This is a genomic window from Acetobacter sp. AAB5 (assembly GCF_050106715.1).
In the GTDB taxonomy this organism is placed as follows: domain Bacteria; phylum Pseudomonadota; class Alphaproteobacteria; order Acetobacterales; family Acetobacteraceae; genus Acetobacter; species Acetobacter oryzifermentans.
This window is the reverse complement of record NZ_JBNIEW010000003.1, coordinates 179721-198029: the sequence shown is the minus strand read 5'-3', so window position 1 is coordinate 198029 and position 18309 is coordinate 179721. Positions and strand designations below refer to the sequence as shown.

Genomic DNA, 18309 nt, shown 5'->3' with positions numbered 1-18309 from the left:
TGCGAGGATTATTTTAGGAAATTTCTAAAATATCCTTTATCTTTTTTACATAATTCTCTTGCGTGTTTTCTGTAGAAATCCGCTTGAGTTCATGCGCATGCACGTTGTCCCACAACTGCTTGTCTTCATACAGCCGGACAATAGCATCCGCAAAACCCTGTGCGTCCGATATACTGGCGCACAGCATATCTTCACCAGGCACCCATCCAACCTGTTCACACAAAATATCCGTTGCAACAACGGGAATACCATGTGCTGCGGCTTCGTGCAGTTTGTAGGGAATACCCGCCGCATACCGAGTTGGCGCCACAAATACCCGATGGCTATTATAAACAGGCGTTACATCCTCTACCCGCCCCGTTACCACAATACGCGGGTTGTTTATGAGTGATGTAAGATCAACACGCGGGTTTACGTAACCACAGACAGTAAACTTAACGTCTTCTGGCAAACGATCATCCAGTAATGGCAACACTTCTTTGCTAAACCACGCCAAGGAATCTACATTTGGTGAATCCTGATCATGCATGGCCCCCAGAAAAAGGATATCGCGGCGCTCTTCCCATCCGGGAGACCACGTTAAAGCGTTTTGCAAATGACCTAGAACATGAACATTTGAAAAACCGTGAGCATTAAGTATTTTGGAATCCTTACTGTTCACTGCAATAATTTTTTCAGACATGAACAAATGCCTGAATTCATGCTTCAAAAGCTCATCCACTGTTTTTTCTGGCGTTTGCCCGCGCAATTCCATTTTACGATATTCACGCGGCGCGGATACAGCCTCGGTATCCGTAATCACCATTGCACCCGTTAGGGCATCAGCACAATCCATAAGCACGGGGGCCAGACGGTCTGCATTATGCGTGCGCGCAATCCAGATGGCATCATAATACCCAGCGCGGGATTTAATAAAATCTTCCAGTTCTGGTAATTCTCGATCCCAAATCACCTCTGCCCGATCCGGAAAAGCCATGCAGATATCTTCCTGAGATTCTGTGGGTCTAAATACCGGGTACACCGTTACTTGGCATCCAGCAGCAATCATGCTGCGCACAATATCGTTTGAGCGCGTAAAGCCTGATCCCAAAAACCGATAGGGCAACCTGTCTTCAATAAATAAAACGCGCTTCTGATCCTGCTTGCTGAAACGTGCTGTTGTCAGCATTCTGGGGTTGTTCAGGCTTTTCTGGCGCAAATATGCCGTATGCTTACGGCGGAACACATCCTGATTACGCGCTATCATGGATGCGCCACTCATGAAACTGGATGTGCCATACTCGTAATGTATCACAACCACAGAGGGGTCATACACCACATCAAACCCGGCTTCATGAATACGCAAGCACAGATCTGTTTCTTCAAAATACGCAGGGGCATAATCTACATCAAAGCCCCCCAACTGGCGCAGCAGGGGCGTGCGTATCATCAGGAATGCACCGGCGCAATAATCTACAGATCTTACAAAATTAGCTTCTGGAACATCAGGGCGCTGATCACGCAGATAGCCGCACACCGATCCATCGCGCCAGACAATACTACCCGCTTCCTGCAACAAGCCATTGGTGCGTACAAGCTTGCCACCAACTGCCCCTATTTTTATTTCATGCCGTAACCGAGCCAAGGCATTGCCAATGGCTTCTGGCATCAGCTCTGTATCGTTGTTCAGATAAAGTGTGAATGGACCACGCACTTTTTCCAATGCCGCATTGCAGCCCAGCAAAAATCCAACATTACCGGGAAAACGCACAACATCCAGACCGCGCACATAACGTTCAATATGGCGCACACCATCTGTAGAGCCGGAATCCACCACAATAACCTGCATTTGGCCATTATAATTAGCACGTAGCGAGGCCAACGCGCTCATGGTCATGGCGAACAGATTATGTGCTACAATAATAACGCTTAAATCTGGGGCATCGTATGTAAAATCCAGAGTCTGATTCAAAAGAACAGGCAACCGAATGCGGCACATTTCATGATAGAGCTTTTTGGAAAGGGCCTCACTTTCCTTCAGCCCTTCCATATCATCTTCTAACCTGCCGCCGTGGGCAATATAATGTGCGAACGCATCTGGAAAATCACCACGCGTAACTTCCTTTTGCACAACGGCATTACGGTAGTAGGATTCAAGATCAATATTGGCGCTTGGTTTGCGGAGTTCATGCACACCGTAGCGCAGAAAATGTTCATAAAAATTACGGAAGTTTCCGCTTTCAACCGCACCGCTTACATCATGATTCACGCTGCCGTAAAACTCTTCAGAGAAATAGGCATTCGGGTTGTAATCTGTTGGGGTGGAATTAGACAGATAATGGTGCAAGGCAGAGAGCCAGCGCCCTGAAGCCAGTTCCTTCCGGACATGCGGATAGGTTTCCAGATACCATTCAGGATCAAAATACCAAGACAGACGCTGACCATACCCCTGCTCGGGCTTCAGGTTACGCACGCATTGTGCAAATGCACCCAAACCTTCAATGCGTGCATGGCCACTTTTAAGATATGCTGTTGCGTTAAAAAACCATGATCCCGTTAAAAACTGTTCGTCACCCACATTCAGGTAATGATCATAGAGATTCCGAAACCCTGCTTCTTCCAACATTGCAAGCTGAAGAGTTGGGTGCTGCTTGAAATAAAATTCACGATCAAAAAGCCAATGAGGATTGTGGGAAGAAAAGCCTGTTTGGCAATAATGATCAAACCCTGATTTCCATTCACCTTTCCCCACAGCATCAGCAACTGCAGGATAACGCCGCAGATACCAATCCTCATCAAAATACGGGTTGGGTGAGTGACGTAATGCTGGCCCTTTTTCCCTATAAAATTCCTCTAATACTTCTGCACCTTCAAGGCCTAGAAATTTCAGAACATCTCCATATTTTGCTGCGTACCATGTTGCGTCAAATACGCTCCAATCGATTGTTTTAATATTGCCACTTAAAGACATAGAGATATCCTGACATTGCATTCAGGCACACAGTATAAGATTTATACGCGGTGCTTCAACCGCTACAATACGGCAACGAAGTTATCACGCCTTCAACAATAAAAACCTAACACTCAAAATATGATATTTAATGGAAAATACGGCGCGTCACACGTTCCAGCTTTTTACGCCAAACCACAAACACCCATAACACAATAACTGCGTACAGGCCGCCCATTGCCGCCATGGAAACAGGAACACCCGGCACCAGATACGTAGCTGCATCACAGGGTTTGGAAGGCAGCAGTGGCATAGAAGCCAGCCGCTCCGCCATAGTGTGCCCATATATATGGGGCGCGTGGCATGCAGGCAGCGGGCTTGGCCACCATTGCCACTCCACCCCTACATGGCAAATAGAAAGGCCGATATCCGCCACCATAAAAGGCACCGTCAACCACAAAAGCTGTCGTGCTACCTTATCGGGCAACACAGCAGCCACAATGGCTGTGCCAAGCAGCAAACGCCACGGCCAGCGTTCCCACAGGCACAGTTCGCACGGCATAATTTGCAAAACATGTTGGGTGTACCACACCACCCCCAGCGCCAATAACGCCGCAACTGCCAAAAATAGCGCCAGCGGCCGAGATGCGTGGCTCCCCCTCATTCAGACCGCACCTCTGCCAATGCCGTAATAAAGGAACGTGCCCAACTGCCAGCCGTAACGCGCCAGACATCTGGCTTCAGCCGCTTCCACCGCAGTTGTCTTTCAGAAAGAGACATGCTGAGTGATTTATGCAAGGCATCCGCCACTTCATCTGCATCATGCGGGTTCACCAAAAGCGCATCTTCCATTTCTGGCGCAGCACCAGCAAAACGGGAAAGAATAAGCACGCCGGGATCTTTCGCATCCTGAGCTGCCACATATTCCTTGGCAACCAGATTCATACCATCCCGCAAAGGTGTCACCAACGCTGCATGAGAAAGGCGGAAAAATGGAGCCAACAGTTCACGCGGGACAGGGTGCGTAAGGTAACGGATAGGAACCCAGTCAAAATCTCCATACGTGCCGTTAATATGGCCAACCACACCATCCAGCTCTTCGCGCAGTACCTTGTATTCTGGCACACTGCCGCGAGAAACCGGGGTGATCTGAAGATAAATAACCTTACCGCGGTATTCCGGATATTTGCGCAAGAACACTTCATACGCCCGAAAACGCTCCGGTAGCCCCTTGGAATAATCCATACGGTCCACACCGATAATCAGCGGCAAGCCCCGCAGGCTTTTTTCAAGCTTCTGCACTTCCGGGCTATCTAAACCGGAGGAAGCCTGCTGCTGAAAACTTTCTGGATCTATCCCAATCGGGAACACACGGGCCTGCGCTGGCACCCCAACAACAGAAAAACCTTCGTTAACATTGCGCGCGTCATCTTCCGTCTGCACACCCATCACATCATAGGCGCGCAAAGATCGCATCAGCTTTTCGGCACCAGGCAAGGCCCGCATCAGGCTCCATGGTGGAAATGGAATGTGCAGGAAAAACCCGATACGGCACTTTATACCCTGTTCCCGCAGCGCAAGCCCAAGCGGGAACAGATGGTAATCATGCACCCATATCAAATCATCAGATTTCAAAAGGGGGGCAAGCTTCTGCGCGAACATGGTGTTCACGGCATGATATGTGTGCCGATCCTGCCGGCTATAGCTCATCAGCCCTGCGCGGTAATGGCAAAGCGGCCACAGGATTCCGTTGGAATAACCTTCGTAAAATCCATTATATTCTGATTTGGTCAGATCTACAGTGGCGTAAGTCACGTTATCTACCGTGTCTATGCTTACGCGCCGATCCTCCCCTTCATCATCTGGAATTTGTTGCCCAGACCATCCAAACCACAGGCACTCCTGCCCTTGTACAGCATCACGCAGAGCAACAGCCAAGCCACCGGCAGGTTGGGCACGCTCACGCACAGCCGGAACGCGATTGGAAACAATAACAAGACGCCCCATCCCTTACCGGCTCCCGCCTGTAAGAGAGGCCAACCAAGCCCGGAAAATAGAAGGGGTTGGAAAATCAGATGGAATACGCAGCCCAACGCCCCCCATTCTGCTTACAGCAGCTATGGCGTCTTCATCCGTTACATCATCCCCTACAAACACAGGCTTTCTGCCCGTAAAGGGAGGACTTTCCATTAACAGAGAGACGGCATAGCCCTTATCAATTCCGGCTGGGCGAATTTCCCACGCCATTTTTGCCGGCAAAAGCAAGAATGTGCCTTTAGAGTGCTTAACCCATTCACTAGCTGCCTGGCGCAACGTTTCTGCTGCTTCCGGTGCGGCACGGTAATGCAGAACAAAACCGCCTTCTTTGTGCTCTAACCGCGTGCCGGGCAATGTTGCCAGCAAATCCCGCGCTTGAGCCAGCCATTCAGGCGGCAGGGTAGGCAATGCTGCACGTTCAATTGGGCCACCAGGCCGATGCCGAATAGCTACCCCGTGTTCACCTGCAACGGCAAAAGGCACATCACCCAGAAAATGATCTATCTGATCAATGGGGCGGCCAGAAACAACGGCCAAGGCATCTCCGCATGCTTCACGCAGGCGGCGCAGGCTATCAAGAAGCCCATTTGGCACCACAACAGATTCTGGCGTGGGAGCAATATCAACCAGAGTACCATCAAAATCGAGCAGAAAGGCAGTTTCGTTTAACGGGGGTAGATGAAAACGGAAATCCTGCGCACCGAGAGAACCTAGCACGTTTGCACCTCAATCCTTGTTGTGATGTCCAGCTATAATGACAAGAGTGCCAGGCACTTGCAGCTAGACCATTGTATTTTGACACGTTGCCGAACACCCCCTGCTTCGACAACCACCGATCTTACAGACCTGCCGCGCGGAACCGGCACAAAAACGAAACGGTTCCTTACCTAACGTTAGTAAACGCCGCCGGTTTCTTGCTTGTCTGGTATGGCATCGGGAATATCCGGGCTGCCCGCATGGCCGGAAGATGCCCCATCCCCCGCAGGCGCTGGCGCCGTATCCGAGCCAGATGCAGGGGGCACAACAGGGGCTACAGGTTTGGGCAGTGGGGGCAACATAGGCTCTGTATCCGCACCCTCGCACCGCACCATCCGCACATCGTAAACCGGACTTTCAAACACACCTAATGCAGGCTCCGCTGCCAGCATCCAGCCCTGAAAGGCGGCCCCGTTAGGGTGTTTATCCTGCACGGCCAGCCATGCCGCGGCATCGGGCGAAAGCGTTGGGGGGCGCTGCAAACAGCGTGAAGGCGTAATGTCCAGACTTTTATAATGTGCTGTTGTGCCTACCGGAACCGAAAGCACCTCTACATGGGCATCCAGCCTGTCCAGAACACGCACAACAGCCGTATTTTTACCTTGCCACGTATCTGGCGCATAAACTGCCGGAGGCGCTAAAGCAGAGCCCGCAGCCTGCGCCAAAACAGGCGCTCCGGCCAAAATAACCCCACAAGCCACGGCTTTATATGTTGCGCGCTTCATGCGGCTTGCCCTCCGTTTTTAGGGGAGGCGAGGCTCTCAACCATATCCTTCAAACGCGCCCGCATAAATTGTTCACTCACCCCCATCAGCATGGCATCCTCAAACGCATCGCGCATAATATCCTGCACTTCCTGCCAGTTTTCTTCCAAAACACGCAGCTTTTCATGGCAGGTTATGGGGTTTCCATCATCCTGCGGCCAGAAGCGTGGCTTTTCCATGCTGTTGTTTCCCGGCTTCACTCTAAAATTAACGGATTTTTATGTCTGTTTCAGGGCAGATCATTCCCGCCCGTGCCACCACCATTGGTAGGTGCTGCTTTGTTGGCACGTGTGAGCGTATCCGTAACCGAGAAAATAAACTTACTGAGCAACTGCTCCAGACTGATGGAGCCTTGTGTCTGCCCAACTGTTTCACCGGGTTTAAGGGTTTTGTCATCCCCGCCGGGGGAGAGGGCAATATACTTACCGCCCAGCAGGCTATCACTGGTAATAATAGCCGCTGTATCATCTGAAAGATGAATATCAGGCCGCACAGTAAATGTGACATGCGCCTTGAAGCTGTGCGGATCTACTGTTTCACTTACCACTTGCCCAACTGTTACGCCTGCCAACCGCACATCAGAGCCAATATCCAGCCCATCTATGTGCGTGAAATCGGCATTAAGCTGGTAGCCGGTTGTATCTGTCTTGCGGCCTTCGCCCACCACGGCGGCCACCAGCATACCGCCGATAGCCACCAGCACAACTGTGCCTGTAAGCAGTTCTGTCAGACTACGCCGAGATTTTTCTGCCATTGCTGAAGCCATAAGCCGCATCGCACTCCCTGTATTACCTGTTCGGTTTAGCAGGAAATGCGCAGCAGATCACGCATCAGGTGTCCATGCCTCGTAATCTCCTGTCGCGGGTGGGTGCTGGCCGGTGGAATACAGGCTGCCCGCTGGCCTGTAAGCTTGCGCCGTGCCTGTCATATTCGGCTGATGCGGAAGCTGCCAGGGCTTACGTTCTTCCGCCGGAATAGGAGCGTCCAGCGTATGGTGCAGCCACCCCCACCACTCTGGCGGCACGGCAGAGGCATCCTCCCCTTTCAGGTAGATCACCCAGCGTTCGGGCCGTTCCACCCCGCCACCCTGACGGGCCGGGCCTGTTGATTCGTAATAACTGCGGCCATCGGCATCCTTGCCAACCAGCCGCCCCTTCCGGCGCGTATGCAGCCATGTTCCAAAGTTTGCCATGTTGTGGATGATAGGACTCCACACACCAGCCGGTCCATGAAATATGCACGCGCTTCCGATCAACTGCGCTCGAGCAGCCGGTATTTGGACAGGAAACGCAACTTCACAAAAAGTTATCCCCCATATCCTCATTATGCAGAGTGTTAACCGCCTTTTGGCAGCACGATTCCGGGTTCCGACGCGATGGGCGGAAACGATAAACTGCCCACATGAACGCAACAGCCAGACGCCACTGGAATGGCGTGCTGATGAGCACGCTAGAGGCCGCAGCAGATCCGGACGCTCCCCTTCGCTCCGTTACGCTGCCCGCAGAATGGGATACAGATGCCGCAACGGCATTGGCCCAGCTTGTACCAGGAGATGAAGCGCTGGATCTGCCCAGCCTTGCCTCCCGCTGGATTGATGCGCTGGCACCAGATGATGCCACGGCCCGATCTTTGGTGTGGATGCTGCTTACGCGGCAGGCCGCGCCAACAGAAGCCGTATGGCATTGCCGTTTTGACCGCCCGCCCGGCTTTATTGTTAATCTGGCGGCTTTTGTTTCCCCCGGTGAAGGGTTTGCTGCGCGCACATTTGTTGCGGCCCTGCGGCTGATCTGCTCCGTATTGCGCCATGCCGCCAGCACACTGGCAAACCAGCGTAATGGTGAGCTACCGCTGCCAGATTTATTTGCACCGGAACAAGCAGAAGCAGCCCCCACCGCGCCAACAGATACACTGGCCCCTACCCCGCTAGCCGGTGATATTTTGCTGACCAATCTGGATGCCTGCCTTGCGGGCGTTGGGCTGGATTATGATAGTGAAGATGGCCGCGCCGCTGCATGCGCCATAGCTGCATTGGCCACCTTAACTGCCCATGCAGGCCGGGGGCCGGAATCCCTCCCACTGCCGCCAGTGCGCACTGTTCTGCCCGGATTGGGAGAAACCCTGCGCGCGGTTTGGAACGAAGCGGCCGTAGAAACAGAAACACCTTTGGCCCCGATTGAAACCGGCTTTTCTTCCTCCAACCCGATAGACGGGCTTTTGGGCGTAGAAGCTTGTGGGCTGGCGCCAGCTTTTTCCATGTTGCGGCCAGATGGCAAACTTTCCAGAAGCGCTTTGCTGCGGTTGGAAGCTCGCGGCTTTACGGTTGAAACAGCTTTGGCTGCCGCGCTGGCTGGTGAAACTGTTCTCCCCCAACCCGGCCCCAATGCACATTTGGCCATGTATCGGGCTCTCACTGGATTTGTGGACCGTATGCCCGCACGGCCAGAAGTGCAAAACCAGCCTACCCGCAACAAACTGGAGCGCGGTGTGCGCCGCACGCTGCCCCCACGGCACGGTGGCTTTACACAAAAAACCACTATTGGCGGCCATCGCCTGTTCCTACGCACTGGGGAATATGAGGATGGCACGCTGGGTGAACTGGCCCTTACCCCCACGCGGGAAAGCGGCATGGTGCGCGGGCTGATGGAAAGCTTGGGCGAAGCCGTGAGCATTGGCCTTCAATACGGTGCCCCGCTGGAAGCCTTTGTGGAAAACTTTGCCTATACCTGTTTTGGCCCGGCTGGCACCGTGGAGGGAGACCCCGTTGCCTCCTACGCCACATCTATGTTGGACTACGCCTTCCGTGCTTTGTCAGACACGTATTTAGGTGTTCGGCTGCCAGATGGCCCGCATCAGGATGCGCAATCTGACCCAGACCCGCTTCTGCCGCTAGATCTGCCAGAAGCAGATGATACGCCGCCCACTGGGCGCAAGCGCCGTAATCTGCGGCTTGTCTGCTAAAGGCATACGGTCCATTCTGCGGGGCAAGAGGCAATTTTCTGCTTCTTGCCCAGCTTTTTAACACAAGGAATACAGCGTGATGAGCACTCCTGAATCCCGTCTGGCTGAACTTGGTATCGAACTCCCCACCCCTGCCGCACCTGTTGCCAACTATGTCGCCTGCGTGCAGACAGGTTCTCTGCTGGTGGTTTCCGGCCAGCTTCCTCTTAAAGATGGCAAGCTGTTTGCTACTGGCAAGCTGGGTGATGCCGTTTCTGTTGAAACAGCGGTTGAAGCCGCGCGTTACAGCATGATCAATGTGATTGCACAGGTGCGTGCCGCAGTGGGTGACCTTTCCCGCGTGAAGCGCGTGGTACGGTTGGGTGGCTTTATTGCCTGCACACCAGAATTCACCTCGCACGCAGCCGCCATGAATGGCGCATCTGACTTGGCCGTTGCCGTATTTGGTGATGCCGGACGCCATGCACGCTCCACCGTTGGCGTGCCTTCTCTGCCGCTGGATGCGCCGGTTGAAGTAGAAGGGCTGTTCGAAATCGGCTAAGTTTGCAGGAAAGACACAGACATGCCTGACTGGTCCGTATCTCTGCACAACAGTATCCATGCCATTCCAGAAATGGAGTGGAATGCCTGTGCAGGGGTGGACAACCCTTTTGTCAGCCATGCCTTTCTTTCTGCATTGGAAGACAGCGGTTCCGTACGCCGTGAAACAGGCTGGCTGCCGCAGCATGTCAGCCTGCATGCGCCAGATGGACAACTGGCCGCCACATGCCCTGCCTATATCAAGGGCCATTCATGGGGCGAGTATGTGTTCGACCAAGGTTGGGCGCGCGCCTTTGAAGCCGCTGGGGGGCGCTATTACCCCAAACTGCAAATTGCCGTGCCCTTTACCCCAGCACCCGGCCCACGCCTTTTAACGCGGCCAGATGCACCGGCAGAAACCAAAGCAGTTATGGCAGATGCTTTGCGCCAGATCTGCCACGATACCGGCCTTTCCTCTGCCCATGTTACATTCTGCACCGAGCAGGAAAGCGATGATCTGGCTGAACGCGGATGGCTGCCCCGATTAGGCTTGCAGTATCACTGGCATAATAAAAACTACACCAGCTTTGATGATTTTCTGGAAACGCTTTCATCTCGCAAACGCAAAGCTATCCGGCGGGAGCGGCGTGATGCCAATGCCGCTGGCCTAAGCTTTCATACCCTGCGCGGATCAGACATTACACCTGAAGATTGGCAAGCTTTTTACACATTTTACCAAAATACAATTGATAAAAAGTGGGGCAACGCCTACCTGACGCCCGATTTTTTTCCGCTACTTTCTGAACGCTTACAAGACCGTGTTGTGCTGATGATAGCACGGCATGAGGGTACACCAGTCGCCGCAGCCCTAAACCTTTTGGGGGGCGATACATTGTATGGCCGCAACTGGGGGTGCGTTGGCAACTGGCCGTTTTTGCATTTTGAGCTGTGCTATTATCGCGCCATAGATTTTGCCATTGCCCACGGCCTCAAACGAGTAGAAGCCGGGGCGCAGGGTGAACATAAAATCCAGCGTGGCTATCTACCCGCCCTTACACATTCTGCCCATTGGCTGGAAAATCCCTCACTCCGCAACGGTGTTGGGGCTTTCCTTCAGGCAGAACGCCCGGCCATATTGGCGGAAGCCGAAGCCCTTAACGCGCTTTCTCCCTATCGGCAGGGTGAAACATGACCTGAAATTTCGTGCACATACCGGACATATACACCTGAAAACGTTGTCGTTTGGCGTTTTTTTGCGTATGCCCCGGCTTGAAACTCCACACGCTTCTGCATGACCAACTGGCAGCTCCATGACCAACGCATCTTCATCCTCCCTTCCCTCCGATCATCAGGCCTCCCTGATTGATGGCAAAGGCTTTGCCGCCAAAATGCGCCAGCATATCCGAGAGGATGTTCTGGCGTTTCACGAGAAACATGGCGTAACACCCGGTCTGGCGGTGATTCTTGTCGGGAATGATCCTGCCAGCGAAGTGTATGTACGCAACAAAGCCGTGCAAACCCACCATGCTGGCATGCGCTCCTTTATGCACATGCTGCCCGAAAATACATCGGAAGCTGAACTTCTGGCGCTGATAGACCGCCTGAACAAAGACCCCGAAATTCACGGCATTCTGGTGCAGCTTCCCCTGCCAAACGGGCTGGATGGACGCCGCGTCACCAATGCCATTCTGCCTGAAAAGGATGTGGATGGGTTGGGGGAAATCAACGCTGGCCGTCTGGCGGTGGGCCTGCCCTCCCTTATTCCCTGTACACCGCTGGGCTGCCTGTTCCTGCTGCGTGATCAGCTCGGGGATATGAAAGGCCAGCACGCCGTGGTTATCGGGGCTTCCAACCTGGTGGGCAAACCCATGGCCCTGTTGCTGCTGGCAGAAGGTTGCACGGTTTCCATTGCACATATCCACACGCGCGATACGGCGGCACTGGCGCGTGAAGCCGATATTCTGGTGGTGGCCACTGGCTGCCGTGAACTGGTGCGTGGGGATTGGATTAAACCCGGCGCTATCGTGATTGATGTTGGTATCACCCGTATTAAAACCGATGACGGCAAAACCCGCCTTGTAGGCGATGTCGCGTTTGATGAAGCAGTTAAAGTGGCTGGCCGCATTACCCCGGTGCCGGGTGGCGTTGGCCCCATGACAATTGCCTGCCTGCTGAAAAACACGCTCACCGCAGCCAAATTGCAGCTTGAGGGGAGTGCAGAATGAGCCTTTCTCGCCTTTCGGTTGAGCTAATTCCGCGTTCTGCTGAAGCTCTGGCGGCAGATGTGGCCACAGTTAAAACCACTTTTCCCGCAGCAGATACGCTGAATATTCCTGACCTAATGCGCTTTCCCCTCCGCAGTTGGGATGCCGCAGCACTTGTGCGCCCACAGTTTGGAAACGTTATTCCGCATATCCGGGCCATAGATATTGCGCCGGATGCGCCTCTGCCCGGAGCAGATCAACCAGGGTTGGAAGAAATTCTGGTTGTGCATGGTGACCCACCGGCAGATCTCAGCCACCGCACATACCCCAACAGCACGGAAAGCATTATCCGCCGCTACCGGCGTGAAGCTCCGCACCTCAAAGTCTATGCAGCGTTTGACCCATACCGCCGTGCCCCGTGGAAAGAGCTGGAAGATGTGGCCCGTAAAAAAGAAGCCGGAGCTATTGGTTTTTTCACGCAGCCCGTATTTGACCTGAAGCTGTTTGAGCTGTGCCGGGAATGGATGCAGGGCGAATGCGTATTTTGGGGCCTTTCCCCTGTTATCGGCCCCAAATCACGCTCTTACTGGGAAACAACAAACCACATTGTTTTCCCGCGTGATTTTTCCCCCACGCTGGAAGCCAACATCCTGTTTGCACAAACGGTACTTAAAGAACTAGCGCAGGAAAAAGGCAAAGCCTACCTTATGCCCGTGCGCATCAAGCTGGAACAGTATCTTCCTGCTCTGCTGGATGCCGTGGCATAAAAGCCGTGCAATTTTCCTGTATTATTCCCACCTATCCGATCGTTTTATAGGATCAGCCCATGCCATTCTATCTTCTCTCCTGGCATGGTGCACTGGTGGGGTATACGGGCTTGCGTCTGCATCCTGTTTCCTTTGCGCAATCCTTTATGCGTGGCACAACTCCAGCCACATTGGATGAGCAATCTGCGGCGTTAAATCCTGGTGGGGCATTTACCAAAGCAGAAGCTGTAGAAAATTTTGCAGGCCGCCCGCTTATGTCTATCCGGGCAGGCAAAGGCTATCTTTCTAGCCGAGACCAGAATGTGTTCGATGTTGTGCCGCTTTGCGCTACATGGGAGCACTTTCTGCTTTTGCCGCCAGAGCTGCTTTCCGTCCTGCGCGATCTTACGGAACAGGAATGGTATAATGGCACACGCTTTGTTGGACGTGCCACCTGTGCAGAGCATCATTTGCAACTGGATGGGCGCAAATGGCCCGCAGAGCAACTACAGGCCGAACGCACAAAAGACACCATAACACTCTGGAGCGATACCGCCCCAGAGAAGGTGACATTTACTATCTGCCCCTCCCACGCTCTATCTGGGTTAATGGAAGATGCCCTGCATCTTTTACAAACAAACACTCTGCGCCCCGCCACAACACCGTGGGCCACATTGGATGATCTGCGCGAACAGATTTTACGCTTAAGCGTTACTCCGCGTGATACGGCCACATGCGTACAATTGGCGCGTTTGTGCGCTCTTTTTGGGCAATGGGAACTGGCAGACGGGTTTTTAACCATTGCGCGCCAGCATGATGCACGGCCCGAACTGCAATGGATGGCCGCCATTCTGGCCTTACGCACCAAAAACTACGATACTGCTGCCACGTTAATGGAGCAATCTCTTGCCACGCGTTATCCTGATCGCGACATAGGCACGCTACTCGCCCCATTAGTGGCACGGCAACAGGCCGGAGAATGCGCTCTTTTGCTGGTGCCTAGTGCTTTAAGCAATATAGGTCTGCCAGCTTTTGAAACACCATTTGAGGCGCTTTTGGTGCCTATGCGCCTTTCATCCAACAATGGCCCAGATATCCGGCGCATCTATAGCTCCCTGTTTGAAAAAGCGTTCCAGAAACTGGATACAGAAAGCCGTTTGCGCCTTTTAACGGCGGAAGCCCGGTTAAATGGTCTGAGTTGGTGGGAAGAACTGGGCATGGGCCATACAAGCTGGTTGGCTGGCCTACAGGCAGAAGCAGATACGCATTACGCCATTGCCCGCAAACTGGCCTTGCAGGATAACATGGCCCCGGCTCTGTATGATCAAGGGGTGTTTTCATGGTTAAGCACGCAGGAATGCGGGCGCTTGGCCAGCCGCGCCATACCGGATGTAACGGGCGTAGCAAACTGGCAATGGCACTTTAGTATGCCAGAAGAACGGCCTTCTACCTGCTTAGCCTTTGCCTGCACAGCGCAACATTTTGATCTGGTTCCGGGGCTTGTACTTTCCCTTATCCATGCCTGCCGAGAAGACCGCTCCGCTGGCAAAATCCAGATCTGCCTTGGTGTTGCAAACCCAACTGTGGATCAGCTTACCTTTCTGTCCACTCTTTCAGAATGGTTGGAAAAACATTCCACAACATTGCGCCTCAGCTTTGGACACGGAGAAACAAAATCAGATGCCGCCGCGCTGGAACCCGCATTACGGTATCTGATCCTGCCTGATATTGCCGCCCAGTTTAGGGTGCCCGTTTTGATAGGAGATTGCGCAGGCTATTTCCCTGCCAATTTTGTCAGCCTGCTGCGAGATATGAAAGCCCATGCAACATATGGCTTTGATCTGACTCAGTTTGATGACAACGGCCAGCAGCAATATGGCGCACCGTGGAGCATGAATACGGCTTTGGCCTATTTTGGTGAAGCCGAGCTTGTGCCCGCTATTGCCGCCTTTATGAGCGATTACTTGAATACAGTATGCTCACCAAGCAACCCGTATCATACAGACATGGACCGCTGCGTATTAGCTCAGGTCTTTCGCCGCTTTGTGGCTTCTCGCTGGGCGCAACTTTCCATCCGGTTCTTAAATGATGGCCCACCCCTTCTGGTTATGCCGCAGCATGAACAAACAGGGCTTGTAACGCCGGATGATGTTTTAAACGATCTTAAAGCCTATGCACGCTAGGCAATTTCAACCATTGCCATGCTCTTTCCCTGAACCTTTTATAAAAGGTTCAGGGAAGAAACGCTTAGTCGCGGGAGCCACCGCTACCATATAAAGCCGTCAGGCTGGCAGAAGCCAACTTGTGGTGGTTCACCATAAAACCAACCAATGCCGGGCTGGAATCTGCCTGCACATCCAGCGTAGGAACGTCCAACGCATAAACCGTAAAAACATAACGGTGCACGCGCCCTGGTGGCGGAGCAGCGCCACCATAACCGGGCACGCCAAAATCTGTACGCACCTGTAAGGCGCCTTTGGGCAGCTTATCTCCGGCAGAACCTGCGCCTGTTGGCAGTTCTGTAATAGTAGCGGGAATATTCACCACTACCCAGTGCCACCAGCCCGAACCGGTTGGGGCATCTGGGTCATACACTGTTACCACAAAGCTTTTGGTGCCTGCTGGGGCATCTTTCCATTCCAGCGCGGGGGAAAGATTCTGCCCGTGCTGCCCCATACCATTATAAACCTGCGCCTGTGGCAGCGTATCACCATTTACAAAGGCAGGGCTTGTAAGAACAAATGCCATAAAAGCGGCTCCCGTGCTGTTACCAGTTACGGCTGATCAACCAGAATTCTTCGGATGTTAGCGTAACGCCTGCTTTGGATTCTGCTGCTGCTTTGGCCAGAGCTTCAATCCGTTCAATCATAATAACCTTACGCTGGTGCGCTTCTGTGGTTTCATCGCTGGTTTTCAGCACACCCAAAGAAACTTCAGCGGCCTTGGCAACACGTGCGGCATCCAAAAGAGCGTAAGACATAAATTGTCATCCTTTAAATATCTGTTCACCGGAATACCCTCCGGCATTACTGAAAAAGGAATCTGGCCCCTAAGCTTCCTCTCTTCAACCCCCACAAGCTGCATGCCACCTGCAGAACTGCACCTTTGCCTCTGGTCTTGGCCCAGCCTATTGCGTAAACGGTGCCATCATGAGCAGTGACCGCACCGAAGATTTTGATTTTCACCTTCCAGAAAGCCTGATCGCGCAGGAACCCGCCCGCCCGCGAGAAGCCGCGCGCCTTCTGGATGCCACGCAGCCTGACATATTTGCTGACCGGCATATCCGTGATCTGCCCTCGCTTTTGAAGCGGGGAGATTTGCTGGTTGCAAACAATACGGCCGTTATTCGTGCCCAGTTGCATGGCCTGCGCGGAGAAGCCAAAATTGGTATTACGCTGGACCAGATTCAGCCAGATGGCAGTTGGCATGTGTTGGTGCGCAATGCCCGCAGGCTCAAGGTTGGCGATACTATTGCATTCCCCGGTGTGCAGGACATAGCACGCGTGTTGGCGTTAGAGCCCGGCGGAGGTGCGGTGCTCCGCTTCAGTGCGGAAGGGGATGCTTTTGATGCATTCCTGCAAAAAGCCGGTGCATTGGCACTGCCGCCCTATATTCATCGCCCCGAAGGGCCAACTGCGCAGGACACCAGCGATTACGCCACCATTTTTGAGCGTAACAAAGGTGCTGTGGCCGCTCCCACCGCTGGGCTGCATTTTACGCCAGCCCTGTTGAAAGCTGTAGATGCCACAGGTGCTCAGCGCTGTACGCTCACCTTGCATGTAGGAGCTGGCACCTTTTTGCCAGTGCGGGAAGCCGAGATTTCTGAGCACAAAATGCATTCAGAACGCGGGATCATCACCCCGGAAACAGCAGTGCGTATTAACGCCACCCGTAAGGCTGGCGGGCGTATTATTGCCATTGGCACCACCAGCCTGCGCCTGCTGGAAACCGCAACCGATGAAAACGGCATTGTGCATCCGTTTGATGGCACAACCTCCATTTTCATTCGGCCCGGCTATCAATTCCGCGCTGTGGATATGCTGCTCACCAACTTCCATCTGCCACGCTCTACGCTGTTCATGTTGGTTTCCGCCTTTGCGGGCGTCGAACGCGCGCGGCAGATTTATGCCCATGCTGTTGCCAGCGGTTACCGCTTTTATTCCTATGGCGATGCCTGCCTGCTGCGCTGCGCCCATTCCATCCATGCCCCCCACCTCGGAACAGTAAAATGACCCGCTTTAACTGGACGTGTGAAAGCACAGATAGCGCTGCGCGCGCTGGCATGCTGCACACAGCCCACGGCCCTGTGGCCACCCCTACCTTCATGCCGGTTGGCACAGTTGGCACGGTAAAGGCCATGACTATGGATGCCGTGCGCTCTACAGGTGCAGGCATTGTTCTGGGCAACACCTATCACCTCATGTTGCGGCCAGGGGCGGAACGCATACGCGCTTTGGGTGGGCTCCATAAATTCATGGATTGGTCCGGCCCGATTCTAACAGATTCCGGGGGATTTCAGGTGATGTCCTTGGGCGCACTGCGGCGGCTGGATCAGGATGGCGTCACCTTCCGCTCTCACATCGATGGTTCTGAACATCGGCTCACGCCGGAAAGTTCAACAGACATCCAGCACGCACTGGATGCCACCATCACCATGTGTTTTGATGAATGCCCTGCCCTGCCCGCACCCCCAGAAGCCATTGCAGCTTCCATGCGGCTTTCCATGCGCTGGGCTGCACGCTCCCGCCAAGCCTATGTGCAACGTGAAGGATATGGTCAGTTCGGTATTGTACAAGGTGGTACAGAAGTTGATCTGCGGGCGGAAAGCGTAAAAGCGCTCACCGATATTGGGTTCGAAGGCTACGCCATTGGTGGCCTGGCGGTAGGCGAAGGGCAAGAGCTCATGTTCGCCACGCTGGACACCACCACCCCCATCATGCCGCAGGACAAGCCACGTTACCTTATGGGCGTAGGAACCCCCGATGATCTGCTTGGTAGCGTGCAACGTGGCGTGGATATGTTTGACTGCGTGATGCCCACCCGCGCAGGCCGCACTGCCCGCGCCTATACCGAGCGCGGCACGCTAAACCTGCGTAACGCCCGCCATGCTACAGATGCACGCCCTATTTCTCCGCACTGTGACTGTCTGGCATGCTCACGCCATAGCCGCGCTTATCTGCACCATTTGTTCCGTGCCAATGAAATACTCGGCCCCATGCTGCTAACATGGCATAATATTGCCTATTATCAGCGCCTGATGCGCCAGATTCGGCAGGCTATTGTTGAAAAACGGCTGGATGCACTGGCCACCGCTTTACGTGCAGAATGGGCAGCAGAGGATTGGACGGAAGATGAAATGCCGCAACCCACTATTCCACCTGTTCCCTGAATAAGTC

General features: G+C 53.7%; 18 protein-coding genes. 8 read left to right on the top strand and 10 right to left on the bottom strand.

Annotation, left to right across the window (positions count from 1 at the left end):
- Positions 1 to 13: 13 nt before the first annotated feature.
- The 8 genes from ACP7IZ_RS05005 to ACP7IZ_RS04970 form a co-directional block, all read right to left on the bottom strand.
- Entirely contained in the window at positions 14 to 2971 is a 2958-nt protein-coding gene (locus ACP7IZ_RS05005) for a glycosyltransferase (protein WP_426848099.1), read from the bottom strand.
- Between the two features lie 106 nt (positions 2972 to 3077).
- Positions 3078 to 3593, bottom strand: a complete 516-nt coding sequence (locus tag ACP7IZ_RS05000; RefSeq protein WP_426848098.1) for a disulfide bond formation protein B — start codon at positions 3591 to 3593, stop codon at positions 3078 to 3080.
- Positions 3590 to 4936 carry an alpha,alpha-trehalose-phosphate synthase (UDP-forming) gene (locus ACP7IZ_RS04995; RefSeq protein WP_426848097.1) on the bottom strand — a complete coding sequence of 449 codons (1347 nt, stop codon included), beginning with the start codon at positions 4934 to 4936 and terminating at the stop codon, positions 3590 to 3592. The genes ACP7IZ_RS05000 and ACP7IZ_RS04995 overlap by 4 nt, the downstream gene beginning before the upstream one ends.
- Before the next feature lie 3 nt (positions 4937 to 4939).
- A complete protein-coding gene (otsB, locus tag ACP7IZ_RS04990) occupies positions 4940 to 5683 on the bottom strand; it encodes a trehalose-phosphatase (RefSeq protein WP_426848096.1) in 744 nt (247 codons plus the stop codon).
- Between the two features lie 176 nt (positions 5684 to 5859).
- Positions 5860 to 6447 carry a DUF2155 domain-containing protein gene (locus tag ACP7IZ_RS04985; protein WP_426848095.1) on the bottom strand — a complete coding sequence of 196 codons (588 nt, stop codon included), beginning with the start codon at positions 6445 to 6447 and terminating at the stop codon, positions 5860 to 5862.
- Complete coding sequence (locus ACP7IZ_RS04980; RefSeq protein ID WP_035352796.1) at positions 6444 to 6665, bottom strand: hypothetical protein; 222 nt, start codon at positions 6663 to 6665, stop codon at positions 6444 to 6446. Before ACP7IZ_RS04980 ends, ACP7IZ_RS04985 begins: the two co-directional genes overlap by 4 nt.
- Before the next feature lie 50 nt (positions 6666 to 6715).
- Complete coding sequence (gene mlaD / locus ACP7IZ_RS04975; protein WP_426848094.1) at positions 6716 to 7261, bottom strand: outer membrane lipid asymmetry maintenance protein MlaD; 546 nt, start codon at positions 7259 to 7261, stop codon at positions 6716 to 6718.
- A gap of 48 nt (positions 7262 to 7309) precedes the next feature.
- The gene (locus ACP7IZ_RS04970) at positions 7310 to 7678 is read right to left on the bottom strand and encodes an NADH:ubiquinone oxidoreductase subunit NDUFA12 (RefSeq protein ID WP_426848241.1); all 369 of its coding nucleotides are present in this window, start codon (positions 7676 to 7678) and stop codon (positions 7310 to 7312) included.
- Positions 7679 to 7887: 209 nt separating this feature from the next.
- Between ACP7IZ_RS04970 and ACP7IZ_RS04965 the strand changes: the two genes are divergently transcribed.
- The 6 genes from ACP7IZ_RS04965 (at position 7888) to ACP7IZ_RS04940 (ending at position 15096) form a co-directional block, all read left to right on the top strand.
- Positions 7888 to 9444: a vitamin B12-dependent ribonucleotide reductase gene (locus tag ACP7IZ_RS04965; protein WP_426848093.1), complete on the top strand. Its 1557-nt coding sequence runs from the start codon at positions 7888 to 7890 to the stop codon at positions 9442 to 9444.
- Between the two features lie 76 nt (positions 9445 to 9520).
- Positions 9521 to 9985, top strand: a complete 465-nt coding sequence (locus ACP7IZ_RS04960; protein WP_003624824.1) for a RidA family protein — start codon at positions 9521 to 9523, stop codon at positions 9983 to 9985.
- A gap of 21 nt (positions 9986 to 10006) precedes the next feature.
- The gene (locus tag ACP7IZ_RS04955) at positions 10007 to 11155 is read left to right on the top strand and encodes a GNAT family N-acetyltransferase (RefSeq protein ID WP_426848092.1); all 1149 of its coding nucleotides are present in this window, start codon (positions 10007 to 10009) and stop codon (positions 11153 to 11155) included.
- A 118-nt stretch (positions 11156 to 11273) separates the two neighbouring features.
- A complete protein-coding gene (folD, locus tag ACP7IZ_RS04950) occupies positions 11274 to 12188 on the top strand; it encodes a bifunctional methylenetetrahydrofolate dehydrogenase/methenyltetrahydrofolate cyclohydrolase FolD (RefSeq protein ID WP_426848091.1) in 915 nt (304 codons plus the stop codon).
- Entirely contained in the window at positions 12185 to 12934 is a 750-nt protein-coding gene (locus ACP7IZ_RS04945) for a methylenetetrahydrofolate reductase (protein WP_426848090.1), read from the top strand. The genes folD and ACP7IZ_RS04945 overlap by 4 nt, the downstream gene beginning before the upstream one ends.
- Before the next feature lie 59 nt (positions 12935 to 12993).
- Positions 12994 to 15096, top strand: a complete 2103-nt coding sequence (locus tag ACP7IZ_RS04940) for a hypothetical protein (RefSeq protein ID WP_426848089.1) — start codon at positions 12994 to 12996, stop codon at positions 15094 to 15096.
- Positions 15097 to 15160: 64 nt separating this feature from the next.
- Here the strand turns inward: ACP7IZ_RS04940 and ACP7IZ_RS04935 are convergent, their stop codons facing one another.
- Both ACP7IZ_RS04935 and ACP7IZ_RS04930 read right to left on the bottom strand, forming a co-directional pair.
- Positions 15161 to 15661: a kinase inhibitor gene (locus ACP7IZ_RS04935; RefSeq protein ID WP_426848088.1), complete on the bottom strand. Its 501-nt coding sequence runs from the start codon at positions 15659 to 15661 to the stop codon at positions 15161 to 15163.
- A gap of 19 nt (positions 15662 to 15680) precedes the next feature.
- Positions 15681 to 15893 (bottom strand): hypothetical protein, encoded by a 213-nt coding sequence (locus ACP7IZ_RS04930; RefSeq protein WP_003624836.1) that lies wholly within the window; start codon positions 15891 to 15893, stop codon positions 15681 to 15683.
- Positions 15894 to 16062: 169 nt separating this feature from the next.
- Here ACP7IZ_RS04930 and queA point away from each other — a divergent pair, with 169 nt between their 5' ends.
- The gene (queA, locus tag ACP7IZ_RS04925; protein ID WP_426848087.1) at positions 16063 to 17145 is read left to right on the top strand and encodes a tRNA preQ1(34) S-adenosylmethionine ribosyltransferase-isomerase QueA; all 1083 of its coding nucleotides are present in this window, start codon (positions 16063 to 16065) and stop codon (positions 17143 to 17145) included.
- Complete coding sequence (gene tgt, locus ACP7IZ_RS04920; RefSeq protein ID WP_426848086.1) at positions 17142 to 18302, top strand: tRNA guanosine(34) transglycosylase Tgt; 1161 nt, start codon at positions 17142 to 17144, stop codon at positions 18300 to 18302. Before queA ends, tgt begins: the two co-directional genes overlap by 4 nt.
- Positions 18303 to 18309: the final 7 nt, after the last annotated feature.